The 15,647-nt window shown below is 56.0% G+C and carries 14 protein-coding genes; 7 read left to right on the top strand and 7 right to left on the bottom strand.

The features are described from left to right. Positions 1-254 precede the first annotated feature (254 nt). From ACZRMS_RS22945 to ACZRMS_RS22915, 7 genes are all read left to right on the top strand, one after another. Positions 255-1,763: a gamma-glutamyltransferase gene (locus ACZRMS_RS22945; protein ID WP_463997209.1), complete on the top strand. Its 1,509-nt coding sequence runs from the start codon at positions 255-257 to the stop codon at positions 1,761-1,763. Continuing rightward, positions 1,760-3,163: an MFS transporter gene (locus ACZRMS_RS22940; protein ID WP_463997208.1), complete on the top strand. Its 1,404-nt coding sequence runs from the start codon at positions 1,760-1,762 to the stop codon at positions 3,161-3,163. Before ACZRMS_RS22945 ends, ACZRMS_RS22940 begins: the two co-directional genes overlap by 4 nt. 53 nt (positions 3,164-3,216) lie before the next feature. Further along, positions 3,217-3,822, top strand: coding sequence for a GTP cyclohydrolase II RibA (ribA, locus tag ACZRMS_RS22935; RefSeq protein WP_463997207.1), 606 nt, complete (start codon positions 3,217-3,219; stop codon positions 3,820-3,822). A 5-nt stretch (positions 3,823-3,827) separates the two neighbouring features. Next, positions 3,828-4,700 (top strand): beta-keto acid cleavage family enzyme, encoded by an 873-nt coding sequence (locus tag ACZRMS_RS22930; RefSeq protein ID WP_463997206.1) that lies wholly within the window; start codon positions 3,828-3,830, stop codon positions 4,698-4,700. A 16-nt stretch (positions 4,701-4,716) separates the two neighbouring features. Further along, positions 4,717-5,505 (top strand): class I SAM-dependent methyltransferase, encoded by a 789-nt coding sequence (locus ACZRMS_RS22925; RefSeq protein ID WP_463997205.1) that lies wholly within the window; start codon positions 4,717-4,719, stop codon positions 5,503-5,505. After that, a complete protein-coding gene (locus tag ACZRMS_RS22920; RefSeq protein WP_463997204.1) occupies positions 5,505-6,122 on the top strand; it encodes a riboflavin synthase subunit alpha in 618 nt (205 codons plus the stop codon). Before ACZRMS_RS22925 ends, ACZRMS_RS22920 begins: the two co-directional genes overlap by 1 nt. Positions 6,123-6,709: 587 nt before the next feature. After that, positions 6,710-6,853 (top strand): hypothetical protein, encoded by a 144-nt coding sequence (locus ACZRMS_RS22915; RefSeq protein ID WP_463997203.1) that lies wholly within the window; start codon positions 6,710-6,712, stop codon positions 6,851-6,853. A 153-nt stretch (positions 6,854-7,006) separates the two neighbouring features. Here the strand turns inward: ACZRMS_RS22915 and ACZRMS_RS22910 are convergent, their stop codons facing one another. From ACZRMS_RS22910 to ACZRMS_RS22880, 7 genes are read right to left on the bottom strand one after another with little or no spacing between them, the layout of a single operon-like run. Beyond that, positions 7,007-8,008, bottom strand: a complete 1,002-nt coding sequence (locus ACZRMS_RS22910) for a diguanylate cyclase (protein WP_463997202.1) — start codon at positions 8,006-8,008, stop codon at positions 7,007-7,009. Between the two features lie 52 nt (positions 8,009-8,060). Then, positions 8,061-9,071 carry a chemotaxis-specific protein-glutamate methyltransferase CheB gene (gene cheB, locus ACZRMS_RS22905; protein WP_463997201.1) on the bottom strand — a complete coding sequence of 337 codons (1,011 nt, stop codon included), beginning with the start codon at positions 9,069-9,071 and terminating at the stop codon, positions 8,061-8,063. Then, positions 9,068-11,380: a response regulator gene (locus ACZRMS_RS22900; RefSeq protein WP_463997200.1), complete on the bottom strand. Its 2,313-nt coding sequence runs from the start codon at positions 11,378-11,380 to the stop codon at positions 9,068-9,070. Before ACZRMS_RS22900 ends, cheB begins: the two co-directional genes overlap by 4 nt. Beyond that, positions 11,377-12,063 (bottom strand): chemotaxis protein CheW, encoded by a 687-nt coding sequence (locus tag ACZRMS_RS22895; protein WP_463997199.1) that lies wholly within the window; start codon positions 12,061-12,063, stop codon positions 11,377-11,379. The genes ACZRMS_RS22900 and ACZRMS_RS22895 overlap by 4 nt, the downstream gene beginning before the upstream one ends. Beyond that, on the bottom strand, positions 12,060-13,340 hold the full coding sequence (locus tag ACZRMS_RS22890) for a CheR family methyltransferase (RefSeq protein ID WP_463997198.1): 1,281 nt from the start codon (positions 13,338-13,340) through the stop codon (positions 12,060-12,062). Before ACZRMS_RS22890 ends, ACZRMS_RS22895 begins: the two co-directional genes overlap by 4 nt. After that, positions 13,337-13,852, bottom strand: a complete 516-nt coding sequence (locus tag ACZRMS_RS22885; RefSeq protein ID WP_463997197.1) for a chemotaxis protein CheW — start codon at positions 13,850-13,852, stop codon at positions 13,337-13,339. The genes ACZRMS_RS22890 and ACZRMS_RS22885 overlap by 4 nt, the downstream gene beginning before the upstream one ends. Then, complete coding sequence (locus ACZRMS_RS22880) at positions 13,852-15,474, bottom strand: methyl-accepting chemotaxis protein (RefSeq protein ID WP_463997196.1); 1,623 nt, start codon at positions 15,472-15,474, stop codon at positions 13,852-13,854. The genes ACZRMS_RS22885 and ACZRMS_RS22880 overlap by 1 nt, the downstream gene beginning before the upstream one ends. Positions 15,475-15,647 lie beyond the last annotated feature (173 nt).

Genomic DNA, 15,647 nt, shown 5'->3' with positions numbered 1-15,647 from the left:
AAGTCATGGGAGAGGTGATGCAGGAAGCCTTGGCTATGCGGCATGATGCTCCGGCTTCAATTCAATAACCGTGTTGCACTCAGCTCCTGCAACCGCCTAGGATAAATCACCAAACCTAAGAGAAATGGACTACACGATGGTTTATTGAGTTTGAAAACAGACAGCACTATAACTAACTACCAGCCCAAGCAAAGAGTCACCCTTTGCCACCCAAACATCATACACAAACCACCCCTCATTAAATGGCAACACCTATGTCTAACTTAGCGAGCGGTCATTCATTCGGTATAGCTACACCCCATTTCAAGTCCTCCATTGTGGGCATGCATAACTATCTACTGTCCGGATCAGCCCCGGAGGCGGTATTAAGTTCGGCGCTTTCACTGACGTATAACCTCCCTCATTTATGTGGACTGGGCGGCGATGCCATTATCATGCACTCACGCCCCCACAGCCTGAATATATTTAACGGCACGGGAGTGACAGGTACTCATCAGCACTACGACAACTATTTATATAAAGGCCTTGAATCTATTCCTCGCAGGGGCCTATACAGCACCATGATTTACGGTTGCCCTTCAGCCTATGATCGCTATACACACTTACACGACATCAATTTGAACCGTGTATTTAAACACCTGTGCGAGAACGATTTGAAGCACGGCCTGTTGGCATCTGACAGTTTATTGCGAGCGTTTTATAACAGCACCAAAGACCCGCAGATCCAGACCCGATTTTTTCAATGGCGCAATTACTTTACTCAACAGCAAGATCCAGAGCCTTTCTATCGCCATACCCTTGCAACGTTAGCCCGGGAAGGTTTTTCGTCGATGTACAGGGGACTGCTGGCGGAGCAGATCTTTGACGCGTTATCAACATGCGATCCGTATCTGTACACAGCTGGCGATTTCTCCGATTTTGTCCCTAACACCTCGCAAGTAAAAAGTACCTGTTTCATGCACGCCATTGTGACGGCGCACGGCAGTAACAGTCCTTGGAAAGAGTTGTTCCTGCTCTTGAAAATCTACCAATCGAGCGCAGAAGATACGACCTTGCTCACACCGAGACAGCTCTGTACTGCAGCCGGACTGATCGACAGTTGGCTAGCATCACTGCCGTATTCAGATACGCAACATGACGACATTCTGAGTCGACAGGCAGCCCTAATCTATCAACAACTCAAATTCACCTCTCCTGAACCCATTCCTCAATTATCCAAACCTTCCCACACCATTTTTATGGCGTGTGCCGAGGCAGACGGGACCCTGACAGGGATTACCAACTCCATTTTTACTCCCCTGGGCTCACTGTTCGAGATCGAAAACACCGGAATTATCCTGGCCAACCGGGCTTTTTCATTCAACGGCCCCCATCTGGGCTCGACCTTTAAAGGTAAAACCGCCGCCAAACACACCACCAACTGCGTACGTGTCACCACGGACAGTCTGGAATTTATCATTGGCACCTCAGGGGGGCCCGTTCAGTCGCAAACACTGGCGTTTATCATCTACAAAATTGTCGGTCAAAACTGCCCGGTTCAAACCGCCCTCTCCAGCCCGCGCTTCGCCAATCTTGGCCTCCATCCACAAACAAACTGCATCACCTATCTAAGCGAGTCGGCACAAGCAGACCCTATATTTACTTGCACCCATGGGTTATCCGAAAAATTCGGGGTGGTACAACTGGCTGGAATCAACACCCGCACAGGTCAGGTTTTTGCTGCGGCAGACCCACGTGGCAGCGGCGTGGCGCTGGCGGTATGAGCCTTCCCGACAGCGGTTCACGTCATGCACCAATACTGACTGTCGCCAGCGCGTTCTTTCTGGAGGTGCTGGATACAACCATCATGATTGTGGCCATAGTCCCCATGGCTAACGATCTGGGTACCAGCATCAGCGCGGCGACCCTTTCGTTAGCCACTTATCTGTTGGCTCTGGTCTTGTTTGTGCCCTTGAGCGGGCATTTATTCAAGAAACTTGCGCTTGCACAGCGGTTCCAGTTTGGCCTGGTAATTTTTTGCCTTGCATCACTGGCCTGCGCCATCAGTCAGAATCTTTATGTGCTGTGCATCGCCCGCCTCGCCCAAGGCTTTGGCAGTGCGTTGATCGTACCTGCCGGGCGCGCCCTGATCCTGGCCAACACACCCAAAAATCAAATTCCCAATGCCATAGCTTGGCTAATTGCCCCGGCGCTGATAGCTCCTATGGTTGCCCCATATATGGCCAACCTGCTGTTGAGCATTGGTAATTGGCGACTGATATTTTGCTTCATTGCGCTTTGTGCCGCAGGGTTGATGATTGCGGGCCGTATCACATTGCATTCACTGCCGCGTCCCAATGTTAGTCATCTACCCTTTGACATCCATGCCTACGGATTATGGGCTCTCTCCTCATCGGCGCTGTTCATCCTGTTCATGGCCGGTTCAAACAACAGTATTTTCTATGCAGCACTTGCAGCCAGCACCATGCTTTATAGCAACGCACGACTGTACAAAAGGCTGCGTCAAAACCGTAAAGAACAACTGTTTGATCTGACGTTATTCAAAGACCCCCTGTTCAAGTTCAACATCATTTCCGGCAGTTTTTTCCGCATCAGTATTTATGCATTCCCTACCGTGTTGATTATTCACCTAATGAAACATTCGAATTATTCGACACTGTTGATTGGACACTGCCTGTTTTTTATTTTTGCTGGCAACCTTCTTTCAAAGCCCGTGGCGGCCAGATTATTAACGAACACCCCTTATCTGAAGCGCTATTTTGTGTATTCATCAATGGTAACGGCCGCGACGCTAAGCCTGTTTTTTATTCCACGACTGCTTAACCAACTGCCGACACTGTGGCTGATATGTTTTCTGCACGGTTGTGCCCGCTCGTTTCAGTTTCTCGGCTACTCCTCCACCAGCCTGCGCAATGTAGATCCATCCAGAATGCATCACGCTAATATCCTGATCACCTCGGTGATGCAACACAACGCACTGATAGGTCAGGTTGTGCCTGCCCTTCTGGCAGGGTTACTTATTCCTGCACACCTGCCCACCTTGACGTTCTTCGTTATGGGCATGACCACGGTGACCGCCCTGTCAGTTCTTACCGTTCTGACCGCACTCTGCCTACCGGACTCAAGCGCAAAGATCGACCCTGTGCACTGCAAGCCACATTAACGGCACACCTGGATATCACACGTACTCATGCGTTGTTACGCAAGGAACTGAAGATGAAAGCAGTGAAGTTGAAAACCACCGTTGAAATCCCGATAGAGGGCGTCCCCCAACTCACCCGATTTGTGTCATTTGAAGGTGTCGATAAAGAACACTTCGCGCTACTCATTGGAGACAGTCAAACCCCTCCTGTACTGACTCGGATTCATTCCGAGTGCTTAACCGGCGATGTATTCGGCTCAAGACGATGCGATTGCGGCGCCCAACTCAAAGAAGCGCTTTCGCAAATGGCCGAACGCGGAGGTGGCGTATTAATTTATCTGCGTCAGGAAGGACGCGGTATTGGACTGTATTCAAAGTTCGATGCCTACCTGTTACAAACCCAGGGCATTGATACGTTCACCGCCAATGAAATGCTTGGATATGCCGATGACTTGAGAGAGTTTGAAAGTGCGGGGGCCATGCTCAAGGCACTGAATATTTATCATATCGACCTCATTACAAACAATCCCGCCAAAGTTCTGGCACTGAAAAATTGCGATATCACCATCCATAAAACCCTCCCCTCGGGTGTCTTTTTAACCGTGGAAAACGAACATTACCTGCGCAGCAAAATCAATAAAAAACAACATACGATCAACTTGAATAACACACAGAGGTGATCGCAATGAACACTTATATCCTAAATTTCTCACCCACAGGCATGCTACCAACCAAACAGATGAATCACCACACGCCGATCAGCACCTCTGAAATCATCGAAGATGTGTTGATGGCCGCCGAACTGGGCGCCTCCATTGCTCACTTGCACGCCAGGGATAAAAAAACCGGCGAACCCACCTGCGACCTCATCACCTTTGCCACGATCATCGAAGGCATCAGAAAACATAATAAACAACTGATTTTATGCGTATCCCTGAGTGGTCGAAATGTTTCCGACCCTGCCCTCAGAGCGCTTCCCCTTTCATTAGACGGTGAAGCAAAACCAGATATGGGTTCATTGACGTTATCGTCCATGAACTTTTCCACTCAACCCAGCATTAATGCACCCAGCACGATCAACTATCTCGCCCAGGAAATGGTGTTAAAAGGCATCTCGCCCGAGGTTGAGATATTTGATAGCGGCATGTCGAACTACCTGCACAACCTGATCAAGAAATCGTTAATGCCTCGCACTATTTACGCCAATATCTTGTTGGGAAATATCTTTGGTGCGCAGCCAAACTTTTCCCACATTGCTGCGATTACCAGTACGTTGCCAAGCAATGTAGTGAGTTCTTTCGCCGGGCTCGGTAACTATCAACTGCGCAGCAACACTTTGGCTCTGGCCGCGGGTCACGGCATTCGAATCGGCCTTGAAGACAATATCTGGTTCGATAACGAGCGCACCACCCTGGCCAGTAATCGCAGTTTGCTGGAGCGCATCACGGCCATTGCCAACCTTCAGGAATTGATCCCCGCCACCCCCATGCAGGTAAGAGAAAACCTTGGGCTTAACCCTGGGCAAGGTCGCTATGGCTTGGTCCCTACCGCTGACTAATACAAGGAAACAGAGAATGGAGAATATCTGGTTTACTCCCGAAGGCTATCAACGTACCTCCAAAGACTTGCAAAGACGGTGTTTGAAATTACTGCTGTCCTTCGCACCTCCCAGCGGCACATTGCTGGATGTCGGGTGCGGAACCGGCAATACACTGCTCTTCACGGACAAAGATAAAATTGACCAATATGTAGGCATTGATATTTCCGAGGACATGATTGCGTACGCCAACCGCGCCCACGCGGCACCCAATGTCAGATTTACGGTGAGTGATTTTCTTGAATACCCCCTCGAACAGTTACCGCTGTTCGATGGGGCTGTCTGCGCCGCTTGTTTGCATTGGTTTATTCCCAATGAACAAAGCGTTATCGATAAACTGTCCAACGCCATAAAACCGGGAGGTTACTTGTATTTATCCTGTGCATTCGACTTCGACTATGTCCCGGGTGAGCGGTTAATCCAGGAGCGGGTGCTAATGGACATCCGTCGGCAATACCCGTGTATTACAGAGCCTGTGGTATTCGATGATTTCAGGTTCAACAGAAGCTCACTTATGACGGCGTTGCACGACTTCGAGATCATCCGTTCACACCGCATTGAAGAACCCGTCGACTTCGAGACCTTTGAAGATTTCAGGGATTGGCACTTGGGCAGTGGTTCTGTGGTCTACGGCCAGTTCGATAAAAGCATACGGGACCGAGCAATAGCCGATTATTACCAAACACTCTATGAACACTATTGCGCCGAAGATTATAAAACGGCGTACTCCACAGGTTTGATGCTGCTAAAAAGGAGGATGGACTGATGTATACCGGAATAGTACAAGGCACCGCCCGCGTTCTATCCGTGCATCAGGAGTTGGGACATAAACGGATCGTCCTGGCCCAGGAATCATCTCTGTTCGATAACGTCGATATCGGCGCCAGCGTGTCGGTCAACGGCACATGCCTGACTGTAAGTGCTTACTCCTCAAACACCGCCACGTTTGATATCTCTAACCGAACAGCCGAAATCACGACGCTCAAGGGATTAAGTATTCATGAGCGAGTTAATATCGAACGCTCACATCGTACGGGTGATGAGAATGGCGGACACGCACTGTACGGCCATGTGGAAAGTACCGCACAGATTGTGTCGTGGCAGCCGCAGGGCGAAACGGTAACTGCAGTATTCCAACTGGACGCATCGACCTTTGCCTACATGTTCAAAAAAGGTTTTATCGGTCTGCATGGCTGCAGCCTCACCATCGACCTTGTTGATGAAGACCAGCACACGGTGACGGTCAACCTGATCCCGCAAACGCTAGCCTGGACTAATTTGAGCAGTTTGCGGGTGGGTGACAGGGTCAATGTAGAAATAGACCAGACCACGCGGACACTGGTGGATACCCTGCAAAAAACGCTGGCTCGCTTGCAGAGATGACACTCTGTAGCCGCTGACGAGTAGAACGAGGCTGCCTCCGGTTTGGTGCGCAACATGGAATATCACACAGACAATCCTGAAAAATGGCCTTTTGACGCATTCCGTCAGAGATTTCCTCTTTCCAATGCGGGCCTCTTCCCAGAAGATTGTCCCCGCTTTTGAGTTGCTGCGCCTTTGCAAAACCAGGGTTTAGTGTGCGTTCTTCGTTGAATACTCAACGGACGGATGTGGAAGTCCGATACCACTGGCGCATAAACCCCAGACTCATGTAATGGCGGATGTGCGCAGGACACCTACGGGTGTGCCGATTCCGTGGTCGGCCCTCCACACCTGCGTACAACTGCCACCCTCCATGTGGAAGTGGATGTTGGCGGTTACTTGCCCACCACGGAGTACATACATGAAAAAAATAAATTCCGACCTACCCGATACCAACGCTCTGCAAGCGTCCCAAACACGCGTACTCAAAGCATTTAAAGCCCCGGCCCCACGATTGTTTCAACCCTTCCCGCGACTACCGAACGCGCCTTCGGCCCGGTCGATTCGACTTTGCAACCCATGTTCACCTTACGCTGGCGCATGTTTCATTGCATTTGCTTTGCGCCGAACACACCCGTGATGAAATGGCCGAATTGGGCAGCGATGTTGAACGCGGCCTGATCTGGTCAATGGTGCACTCGGTCGAGATGGCTCGTGCCATGGTGGACTCACTGCTGGAACGTGCCGGGTAAGTGATGCATCGAATGGATATGTACTCGGCATTGCAGTTAACACCGTAGTCCTCGTTATATCCGAAACAACAAGGCTGAATGGTTTTACAACTGCTGCGCAGCCGGACGCAGCCTCGCACGGCTCGTCAGCTGCTACGCAGTTTGGCGTCCCCCCTACTCGATGCCCACCTGATTACGCCCGTTCTTCTTGGCCAGATAAAGCCCCTTGTCCGCCGCCGAAATCAACTCACGGCAATTGCTGCCCGGTTGCGGGGTCATGGTGGCCAGACCAATGCTGATGGTCAGGCTGCGGCCTGGAGCAGGCGAAATATGCGGGATGTTCATGGCTTCGACCGCCATGCGCAGCTTTTCCGCCACCAGGCGCGCACCACCCAGGGAGGTATTGGGCAGTACGATTGCAAACTCCTCGCCACCATAACGGGCCGGCAAGTCAGACGGCCGGCTGCTGGCATCACGAATGGCCGAAGCCACTTTGCGCAACGCTTCGTCGCCATCCAGATGACCGAAGGTGTCATTGAAGGACTTGAAGTAGTCGACATCGATCATCAACAGCGACAACTGGGTCTGCTCACGCAAGGCGCGGCGCCATTCAAGCTCCAGGTACTCATCGAAATGCCGGCGATTGGACAGCCCGGTCAGGCCGTCCGAATTCATCAGCCGTTGCAGTACCAGATTGGTGTCCAGCAACTGTTGCTGGCTGACACGCAACGCACGGTACGCCGCATCACGCTGCAGCAGCGTCATGTAGGAGCGCGAGTGATAGCGGATCCGCGCCACCAGCTCGATGTTGTCCGGCAGTTTCACCAGATAATCATTGGCCCCGGCCGAAAAAGCCGCGCTTTTGATCAGCGGGTCTTCCTTGGTGGAAAGCACGATGATCGGGATGTTCTGGGTGGCCGGGTGGTTGCGGTACTCGCGCACCAGGGTCAGCCCGTCGAGGCCCGGCATGACCAGGTCCTGCAAAATCACCGTCGGCTTGATGCGGATAGCCTGGGCAATGGCCTGATGCGGGTCCGCACAAAAGTGAAAATCGATGTTCTGCTCAAGGGCCAATCCACGGCGCACGGCTTCGCCGATCATTGCCTGATCGTCTACCAGCAATACCATGGCCGAGTTTTCGTCAGATTTGACGTCGTCCAACTGCAAGTCATTCATGCGCGTTCACCTGAATTACTACCTTCAAGCCAGTCCTGCCGGGTTTTACCAGTCATTTGGCAAATTTCTCCAGCAAGCGTGGCGCAATCTTGTCCAAGGGGTGGATTTCAACCGCAGCATCGATGGCCGCAGCCGCTTTGGGCATGCCGTACACCGAGCTGCTTTTCTGATCCTGGGCGATGGTGAGAAAACCTTGCTGGCGCATGAGTTTCAGGCCCTGAGCCCCGTCACGCCCCATGCCGGTCAACAGCACACCCACCGCATCGCTATTCCAGTACCGGGCAACACTTTCAAAAAACACATCTATCGAGGGTCGATAAATTTCGTTAACCGGTTCGGCGGTGTAGGCCAGCGTGCCGTTTTTCAGTAAGCGGATGTGGTGATTGGTGCCCGCCAGCAGCACAGTCCCCACCTGAGGCGCTTCACCGTCACGGGCCAGGCGTACATCCAGCCCGCACGAGCTGCTCAGCCACTCAGCCATGCCGGCAGCAAATACCTGGTCCACATGCTGAACCAGCACGATGGCTGCCTCGAAGTCCCTCGGCAGCCCTTTGAGCAAGGTTTCAAGCGCGGCCGGGCCGCCTGCCGACGAACCGATCGCCACCAGCCCGCCGCGTACACCCGGGATCCGGGGCTGGCCAGAAACAGGGGCGACCCGTTTTTCACTTTGGCCCATCAACCAGCCCACGTTGAGGATCTTGCGCAACAGGGGCGCCGCCGCCTCTTTGGGGTTGCTGCCTCCCAGCACCGGAGTGTCCACCACATCCAGCGCACCAAAGCCCATGGCTTCAAATACGCGATGGACATTCTGTTCACGGTCGACGGTGACAATCACAATGGCACACGGGCTTTCAGACATGATCCGACGAGTGGCTTCTACGCCATCCATGACCGGCATGATGAGGTCCATCAAAATCAGGTCCGGGGTGTTCTCAGCACACAGGCTCACCGCTTGTTTGCCATCCGCGGCCACCCAGATCACTTCATGGGCCGGCTCGTATGCCAGGGCCCGGCGCAAGGCTTCAACCGCCAAGGGCATATCGTTGACGATGGCAATTCTCATGTCTGGGCTCCTCCTATTAGCTCGACCACTGCATCAAGCAGAGCATCGTCATGGAAACTGGCTTTAGCCAGATAATAGTCGGCTCCTGCATCCAGACCGCGTCGGCGGTCTTCCTCTCGATCTTTATACGACACCACCATCACCGGCATCGACTGCAAACGGCTGTCACGGCGCAACAGCGTGACCAACTCGATACCATCCATGCGCGGCATATCGATGTCCGTAATCAACAGGTCAAAGTGCTCGGCGCGCAAGGCATTCCAGCCGTCCATGCCGTCAACCGCCACGGCCACTTCGTAGCCACGGTTGAGCAGCAGCTTGCGTTGCAGCTCGCGCACGGTCAGCGAGTCGTCCACCACCAGAATACGTTTGCGGGTCAGTTCGGTGGTGTGCCGGTTACGCCGGTCGATACGCTCCAGACGCCCGGTGTTGAGCAGTTTATCCACAGATCGCAGCATGTCCTCGACATCCACGATCAGCACCGGCGAACCATCGTCAAGCAAGGCCCCGGCCGAAATGTCCTGCACCTTGCCCAGGCGTGGATCGAGCGGCAAGACCACCAGGGTGCGCTCGCCGATAAAGCGTTCGACGGCCACGCCATACACCGCGTCGCGTTCGCGAATGACCACCACCTTGAGGGTTTCGTCATCGCTCTGGCTGGGCGGACGCTGCAGCAGTTGACTGGCGGCAACCAGCCCCACATGCCGGCCTTCGTGCCAGAAGTGCTGCCGGCCTTCGAGCTGCACGATTTCATCGGGATGCAGGTCGCGCATGCGTTCGATATGCGCCAGCGGGAAGGCATAGGCCTCGTCTGCGACTTCAACCACCAGGCTGCGCACCACGGACAGGGTCAACGGCACTTCCAGATGGAAGCGGCTGCCGCGCTGTACGGTGTGCTCCAGCACAATGGCACCGCGCAGCAGGCGCACCATGTGCTGCACGGCATCGAGCCCGACACCGCGCCCCGAAACCTCGGTCACGGTGTCACGCAGGCTGAAACCCGGCAAAAACAGAAACGACAGCAGTTCTTCTTCGCTCAGTTGCGCCACGGTGGCCGCCGTGGACAGCTGACGCTCGACGATGGTGTGGCGCAAACGGTCCAGGTCAACACCGGCACCGTCATCGCTCAGTTCCAGCACCAGCAAGCCGGCCTGATGGGAAATGCGCAAGCGAATCAGGCCTTCAGCAGGCTTGCCGGCCAGCAGCCGCTGCTCCGGCGTTTCAATACCGTGATCGACGGCATTGCGCAGCAAGTGGATCAATGGCGCTTCGAGCTTTTCCAGTACATCGCGGTCGACCTGGGTTTTCTCCCCCTCGATCTCCAGACGAATCTGTTTGCCCAGGGCCCGGCCCAGGTCACGCACCATACGCTCCTGCCCGACCAGAACATCGGCAAACGGGCGCATGCGGCACGCCAGCGCGGTGTCGTAGAGCAACTGCGCGCGCTGGCCGGCCTGCCAGCAAAACTCGTCGAGTTCGGCGGTCTGCTTGCTGAGCAGGTCCTGGGACTCGGCAAGAATCCGCCGGGCATCGTTCAATGCCTCTTCGGCCTCATGATTCAGGCCCGTGATCTTGAGCTGTTCGCTGAGGTTGTCCAAAGCCCGCAGGTTGGTGCCCTGCATGCGCTTCAGGCGCTGCAACGCCACCAGATAGGGTTTAAGACGCTGGGTTTCCACCAGCGACTTGCTCGACAGATCGAGCAGGCTGTTCAGGCGCTGCGCGGTAACACGCAACACCCGCTCGCCGCTTTCGGTCAGGCGCTGGGGACGACGCGCAGGCTCGGGCGCTGCCTCGGGTTCGGCGGGCACTGGCAGCTCGGCACGGGGCTCAGCCAAAGCTGCAGGGGTGGAAGGTGCAGGCGCCAGCAGCAGTTGTGATACGTCGAACTCCGGCGGCGCCATCCGCAAATCGGGCGCCGCCGGGTCCAGCAAGCGGGCCATCAGCGCCACGTAGGCTTCAATGTCGGCCGGGCCGACATTCGCACTGCCCGGCGTGGCAATGCGCATCAACAAATCGGAGCCCTGAAGCAAGGCATCAATATGCTCTGGCTGCAGATACAGACGGCCTTCCTGGGCGCTGACCAGACAGTCTTCCATCACATGGGAGACGCTGACCCCGGCATCCACCCCGACAATCCGGGCAGCGCCCTTGAGCGAGTGTGCCGCGCGCATGCAAGCCTCAAGCTGGTCCGCCTGGGTCGGGTTGCGTTCCAAAGCCAGCAAGCCGGCATTCAGTACCTGGGTTTGCGCCTCGGCCTCAAGGCTGAACAGCTCAAGCAACGAGGCGTCGCGCATTTGCTCGGGGGTCATGTGAGGCTCCGGGTGATTGCGCTCAGCAGCTGATCTTCATCCAGCAAGCGCAGGCTGCGGGCATTCCACTGCAGCACACCGCGGGTGTATTTGGCACTGGCCTGTTCGCCCGAGAGCGACGCGGCCATTAACTCGCGTTCTTCAATGTTATGGATGCCATCGACCTCATCCACAGGCAGCACCACCGGCCCGCCGTGCGCCGCCACAATCAGCATGCGCGGCATGATGCGCAACGAGGTGGCACCGGGTACGCCGGGGTCCAGGCCCAGCAGTTCAACCAGAGACAGGCACGGCACCAATGCGCCGCGCACATTCGCAACACCGCGCAACGCCCGGGAGCGCTGGTGTGGCAGGGAATGGATCGTTTGCATTGGCGCCACTTCATCCAGGCAGCGCGTGACCAGCCCCAGCCATTCGTCGCCCAGGCGGAAAATCACCAGCGAGCGCGTCGCAACCTTCTGCTCGTGGGTTTGCGGGGCATAGAGTTCCTGGTGCTCCTGCTCAAATGAATAGCGATCCAGCAAACGGGTCGCAGCAGCCGAGTAGACGGCGCAGTTGCGGCAGTGAATATGCTGGACCAGCAACGAACAGCTCTTGTCGCCGTAGATGCCAATACGGTTCCAGCAGTCGTCAATGGCCTGCGCTTCGGAGTGAATCAGGCTCTGGGCTGTTAAACCGCTCATTGTTTACGCTCACTGTGAACGGAACGCTCGTTACGGGCAGCGCGCTCCTGCAAGCGCTGGGCGCCCGCATGATCGCCCTGGGAAGCCAATAAAGCCGCCAGGTGCGCCAGTGCTTCTGAATGCTGGGGCTCCAGGTACAGCGCCTTGCGATAGAACCCCTGGGCCTGGGCGGTCTGGCCTTGCACATCACTGAGCAGGCCCAGCCAGTAAAACACCTGGGCCTGCGGGTCATGACGCTGCAAAAACTGCTCGCAGACGGCCCGGGCCTCGTTGCTTTTGCCTTCATTGGCCAAGGTGGCGATCTGTGCAAGCAATACGCCGGTTTCATCGCTCACCGGGAACGGCTTTTGTGGCGTACGGGCTTGAGGTCGCGGGGCAAAAGGACGGCTGACCGGTGCCGCCACGGGAGCAGGCACAGGCGTCGGTGAGCGCAGCAGCGGTTTGAACTCGGCCAGCACCGGGCGAGACGAAGGCAAGGGTTCCTGACTGTGACAAAAGGCGAACGACTGCGGCGCTCCGATCGAGCGCATCCCCAGACGGCTCAGCAAATTGCCTTCGGCCGGGCCGATAAACAATACACCGTCGTCACGTGTCAGGCGCTTGAGGACGTCCAGCGCCTGCTTCTGGGTTTTCAGGTCAAAGTAAATCAGCAGGTTGCGACAAAATACGAAGTCATAGCGCTCATGGCTGGCCAGGAGCGCGGGGTCCAGCAGGTTGCCGACGTGAAATCCGACTTGCTCGCATACTCGGCTCGACAGGCGATAACCGTCACCTTCAAGGCTGAAATAGCGCTCGCGAAAATCAGTCTGCAGCCCCCGAAACGAATTTTTGCCATACACCGCGCTCTGGGCTTTTTGCACCGAAAGCGGGCTGACATCCAGCGCCTCGACCTTGAACTGATGCGCTGCAAAACCGGCATCGAACAGCGCCATGGCAATCGAATACGGCTCTTCACCGGTCGAGCACGGCAGGCTCAGGATCCGCAGTGGCCGGCGGCTGCCGATTTCAGCCAGGCACTTTCTGGCCAGGCGCCCCAGGGTGGCAAACGATTCGGGGTAACGAAAAAACCAGGTCTCGGGCACGATCACCGATTCGATAAGGGCTTGCTGCTCGTCCATCGAGCTGATCAGTCGCTGCCAGTACTGTTCGTTATCGTCCATGTTCAGCGCCATGCGACGCTGACGAACGGCACGCTCGATTATCGCCGGGCCGACCGAGGCCACATCCAGACCGATGCGCTGTTTCAGATAATCGAAAAACCGTTGATCGCCACTCATACCGTCACCTGCCCGCAGGCCTGATCATCGGCTGCAGGAAAGAGCAGCGCGCTCACGGCAGGGCTCAGCAGGTCATCGACGCTTATCCACTGCAACAACCCCTGCTCGTCTTTGCGTACCGGCCCCAGGTAAGGTGCGTCGCGGTTATCCAGACCATAGGGCTGAAAGTCCGCCGGATCACAGCGCAAGGTATCGCTGGCCTGTTCAAGCAGCATCCCCAGCAATTGCCCACGGTAGTTGACCAGCACCAGCCGGGTGCTGGTGCGGGCTACGGCGGCCTGGCCGAAGGTCATGGCGCTGATATCAATGACCGGAACCATTTGTGCACGGTGGGCAAACACCCCGGCCACCCACGCAGGGGCCCGGGCAATGGGTTTGAGCGGCAGGCGCGGCAGCACCTCAACCACATCGGTAGCGGCCAGGGCATAGCGCTCGTCGCCGATGTAGAACACCAGAAACAGACGCTGCTTCGACACCATGGCGCCCGCGTGTTTGGCCAGAGGATCGCTCATCAGACTTTGAAACGCGAAACGCCGCTGCGCAGCCCGACGGCAACCTGACTGAGCTCGTCGATCGCGAAGCTGGCCTGACGCAAGGAATCGACGGTCTGACTGCTGGCATCCCCCAGTTGCACCAGCGCAAGGTTGATCTGCTCGGCACCCGTGGCTTGCGCCTGCATGCCTTCATTGACCATCAGCACCCGCGGCGCCAGGGCCTGAACCTGATGGATGATTTGCGAAAGCTGCTCGCCCACTTGCTGCACCTCGGACATGCCGCGACGCACCTCTTCAGAGAACTTGTCCATGCCCATTACGCCGGCAGACACCGCGGACTGGATCTCGCGCACCATCTGTTCGATGTCATAAGTGGCCACGGCCGTCTGGTCGGCCAGGCGCCGGACCTCGGTGGCAACCACGGCAAAACCGCGGCCGTATTCACCGGCTTTTTCAGCCTCGATTGCAGCGTTGAGTGACAACAGGTTGGTCTGGTCAGCCACCTTGACGATGGTCACCACCACTTGATTAATGTTGCCGGCCTTCTCATTGAGGATGGCCAGCTTGGCGTTCACCAGGTCGGCAGCGCCCATCACGGAGTGCATGGTTTCTTCCATTCGGGCCAGGCCTTGCTGCCCGGAACCGGCCAGGATCGAGGCCTGGTCGGCGGCCGAAGTCACTTCGGTCATGGTGCGTACCAGGTCACGGGACGTGGCCGCAATTTCACGGGACGTGGCGCCGATTTCAGTGGTGGTGGCCGCTGTTTCAGTGGCCGTGGCCTGTTGCTGCTTGGAGGTGGCCGCAATTTCAGTGACCGACGTAGTGACCTGTACCGAGGAGCGCTGGGCCTGAGACACCAGTGAGGTCAGCTCGGTCATCATGTCGTTGAAGCCGGTTTCAACCGCGCCAAACTCGTCTTTGCGTTCCAGGTTCAGGCGCGAGCTCAAGTCACCGGAGCGCATCACTTCCAGAATCGAAACAATGCGCTTCATCGGCGACATGATTGCCTGCAACAACAGGAAGCCACAAAGCGCCGCCGCCAGCACCGCAATGACCAGGGAAACGATCATGCTGATCTTGGCGGTCAATACCGCGTGGGCAATGTTGTCAGTGGCTTCGGTGGCAGAGGTGCGATTGGCATCGATCAGGCTGTTGAGCTTCTTGCGCCCTGCCATCCAGGCCGGGGCCATCTGCTCGTTGAACAGGGTACGGGCCTGGGCGAACTCCTTGTTTTGATAGAGTGCGATGACGTTGGCCAGTATCTGGTCGTATTCCTTGTGCAGGACTTCGAACTCACTGAAGGAGGCCCTGTCATCACCGTCAAAGATGGTGTTGCGATAGTTCGCCAGCTCCTGGTTCAAACGATCTTCGTAGCTGGCGTACAGCTTGCTGTCTTCGTTGGTCAGATCACGCTGGTTGGCGGCCCCCACCAGTTGCTGGGTCAGGATATAGCTGTCGACCCAGGCGCTGCGAATCATCGAGCTGTAATAGACCCCGGGAATCGCATCGGTGCGCACCGTCTCTTCGCTGCTCTCGATCGACAGCAAACGTGAGTAAGACGCTACAACCATCAACAACATGATTGCGATGATTACCGCAAAGCTCGCCAATATGCGTTGGCGTAACGTCCAGTTCTTCACAGTCAATCCTCGGGGCCATTCAAAATGATGGTGAGTATAGCCGAGGGTTCGCAATGATTCGCACAGACGTTGAGACGGATCTCACAGCAACAAGCAAAAAAACCTAATCAATAACGGCACGTCTCCTGTAGCCGCTGGCGAGGCACGAGGCTGCGATCAGCGGCTACAAAAGC

It is taken from the genome of Pseudomonas sp. B424 (assembly GCF_055408345.1).
The sequence above is the reverse complement of the archived record's forward strand: the minus strand, read 5'-3'. Positions and strand labels throughout refer to the sequence as shown.

What these genes read in the sequence shown, in the direction of transcription:
- ACZRMS_RS22945 (WP_463997209.1), top strand. Translation starts at nt 255, where the DNA reads ATGTCTAACTTAGCGAGCGGTCATTCATTCGGTATAGCTACACCCCAT.
- ACZRMS_RS22940 (WP_463997208.1), top strand. Translation starts at nt 1,760, where the DNA reads ATGAGCCTTCCCGACAGCGGTTCACGTCATGCACCAATACTGACTGTC.
- ribA (WP_463997207.1), top strand. Translation starts at nt 3,217, where the DNA reads ATGAAAGCAGTGAAGTTGAAAACCACCGTTGAAATCCCGATAGAGGGC.
- ACZRMS_RS22930 (WP_463997206.1), top strand. Translation starts at nt 3,828, where the DNA reads ATGAACACTTATATCCTAAATTTCTCACCCACAGGCATGCTACCAACC.
- ACZRMS_RS22925 (WP_463997205.1), top strand. Translation starts at nt 4,717, where the DNA reads ATGGAGAATATCTGGTTTACTCCCGAAGGCTATCAACGTACCTCCAAA.
- ACZRMS_RS22920 (WP_463997204.1), top strand. Translation starts at nt 5,505, where the DNA reads ATGTATACCGGAATAGTACAAGGCACCGCCCGCGTTCTATCCGTGCAT.
- ACZRMS_RS22910 (WP_463997202.1), bottom strand. Translation starts at nt 8,008, where the DNA reads ATGAATGACTTGCAGTTGGACGACGTCAAATCTGACGAAAACTCGGCC.
- cheB (WP_463997201.1), bottom strand. Translation starts at nt 9,071, where the DNA reads ATGAGAATTGCCATCGTCAACGATATGCCCTTGGCGGTTGAAGCCTTG.
- ACZRMS_RS22900 (WP_463997200.1), bottom strand. Translation starts at nt 11,380, where the DNA reads ATGACCCCCGAGCAAATGCGCGACGCCTCGTTGCTTGAGCTGTTCAGC.
- ACZRMS_RS22895 (WP_463997199.1), bottom strand. Translation starts at nt 12,063, where the DNA reads ATGAGCGGTTTAACAGCCCAGAGCCTGATTCACTCCGAAGCGCAGGCC.
- ACZRMS_RS22890 (WP_463997198.1), bottom strand. Translation starts at nt 13,340, where the DNA reads ATGAGTGGCGATCAACGGTTTTTCGATTATCTGAAACAGCGCATCGGT.
- ACZRMS_RS22885 (WP_463997197.1), bottom strand. Translation starts at nt 13,852, where the DNA reads ATGAGCGATCCTCTGGCCAAACACGCGGGCGCCATGGTGTCGAAGCAG.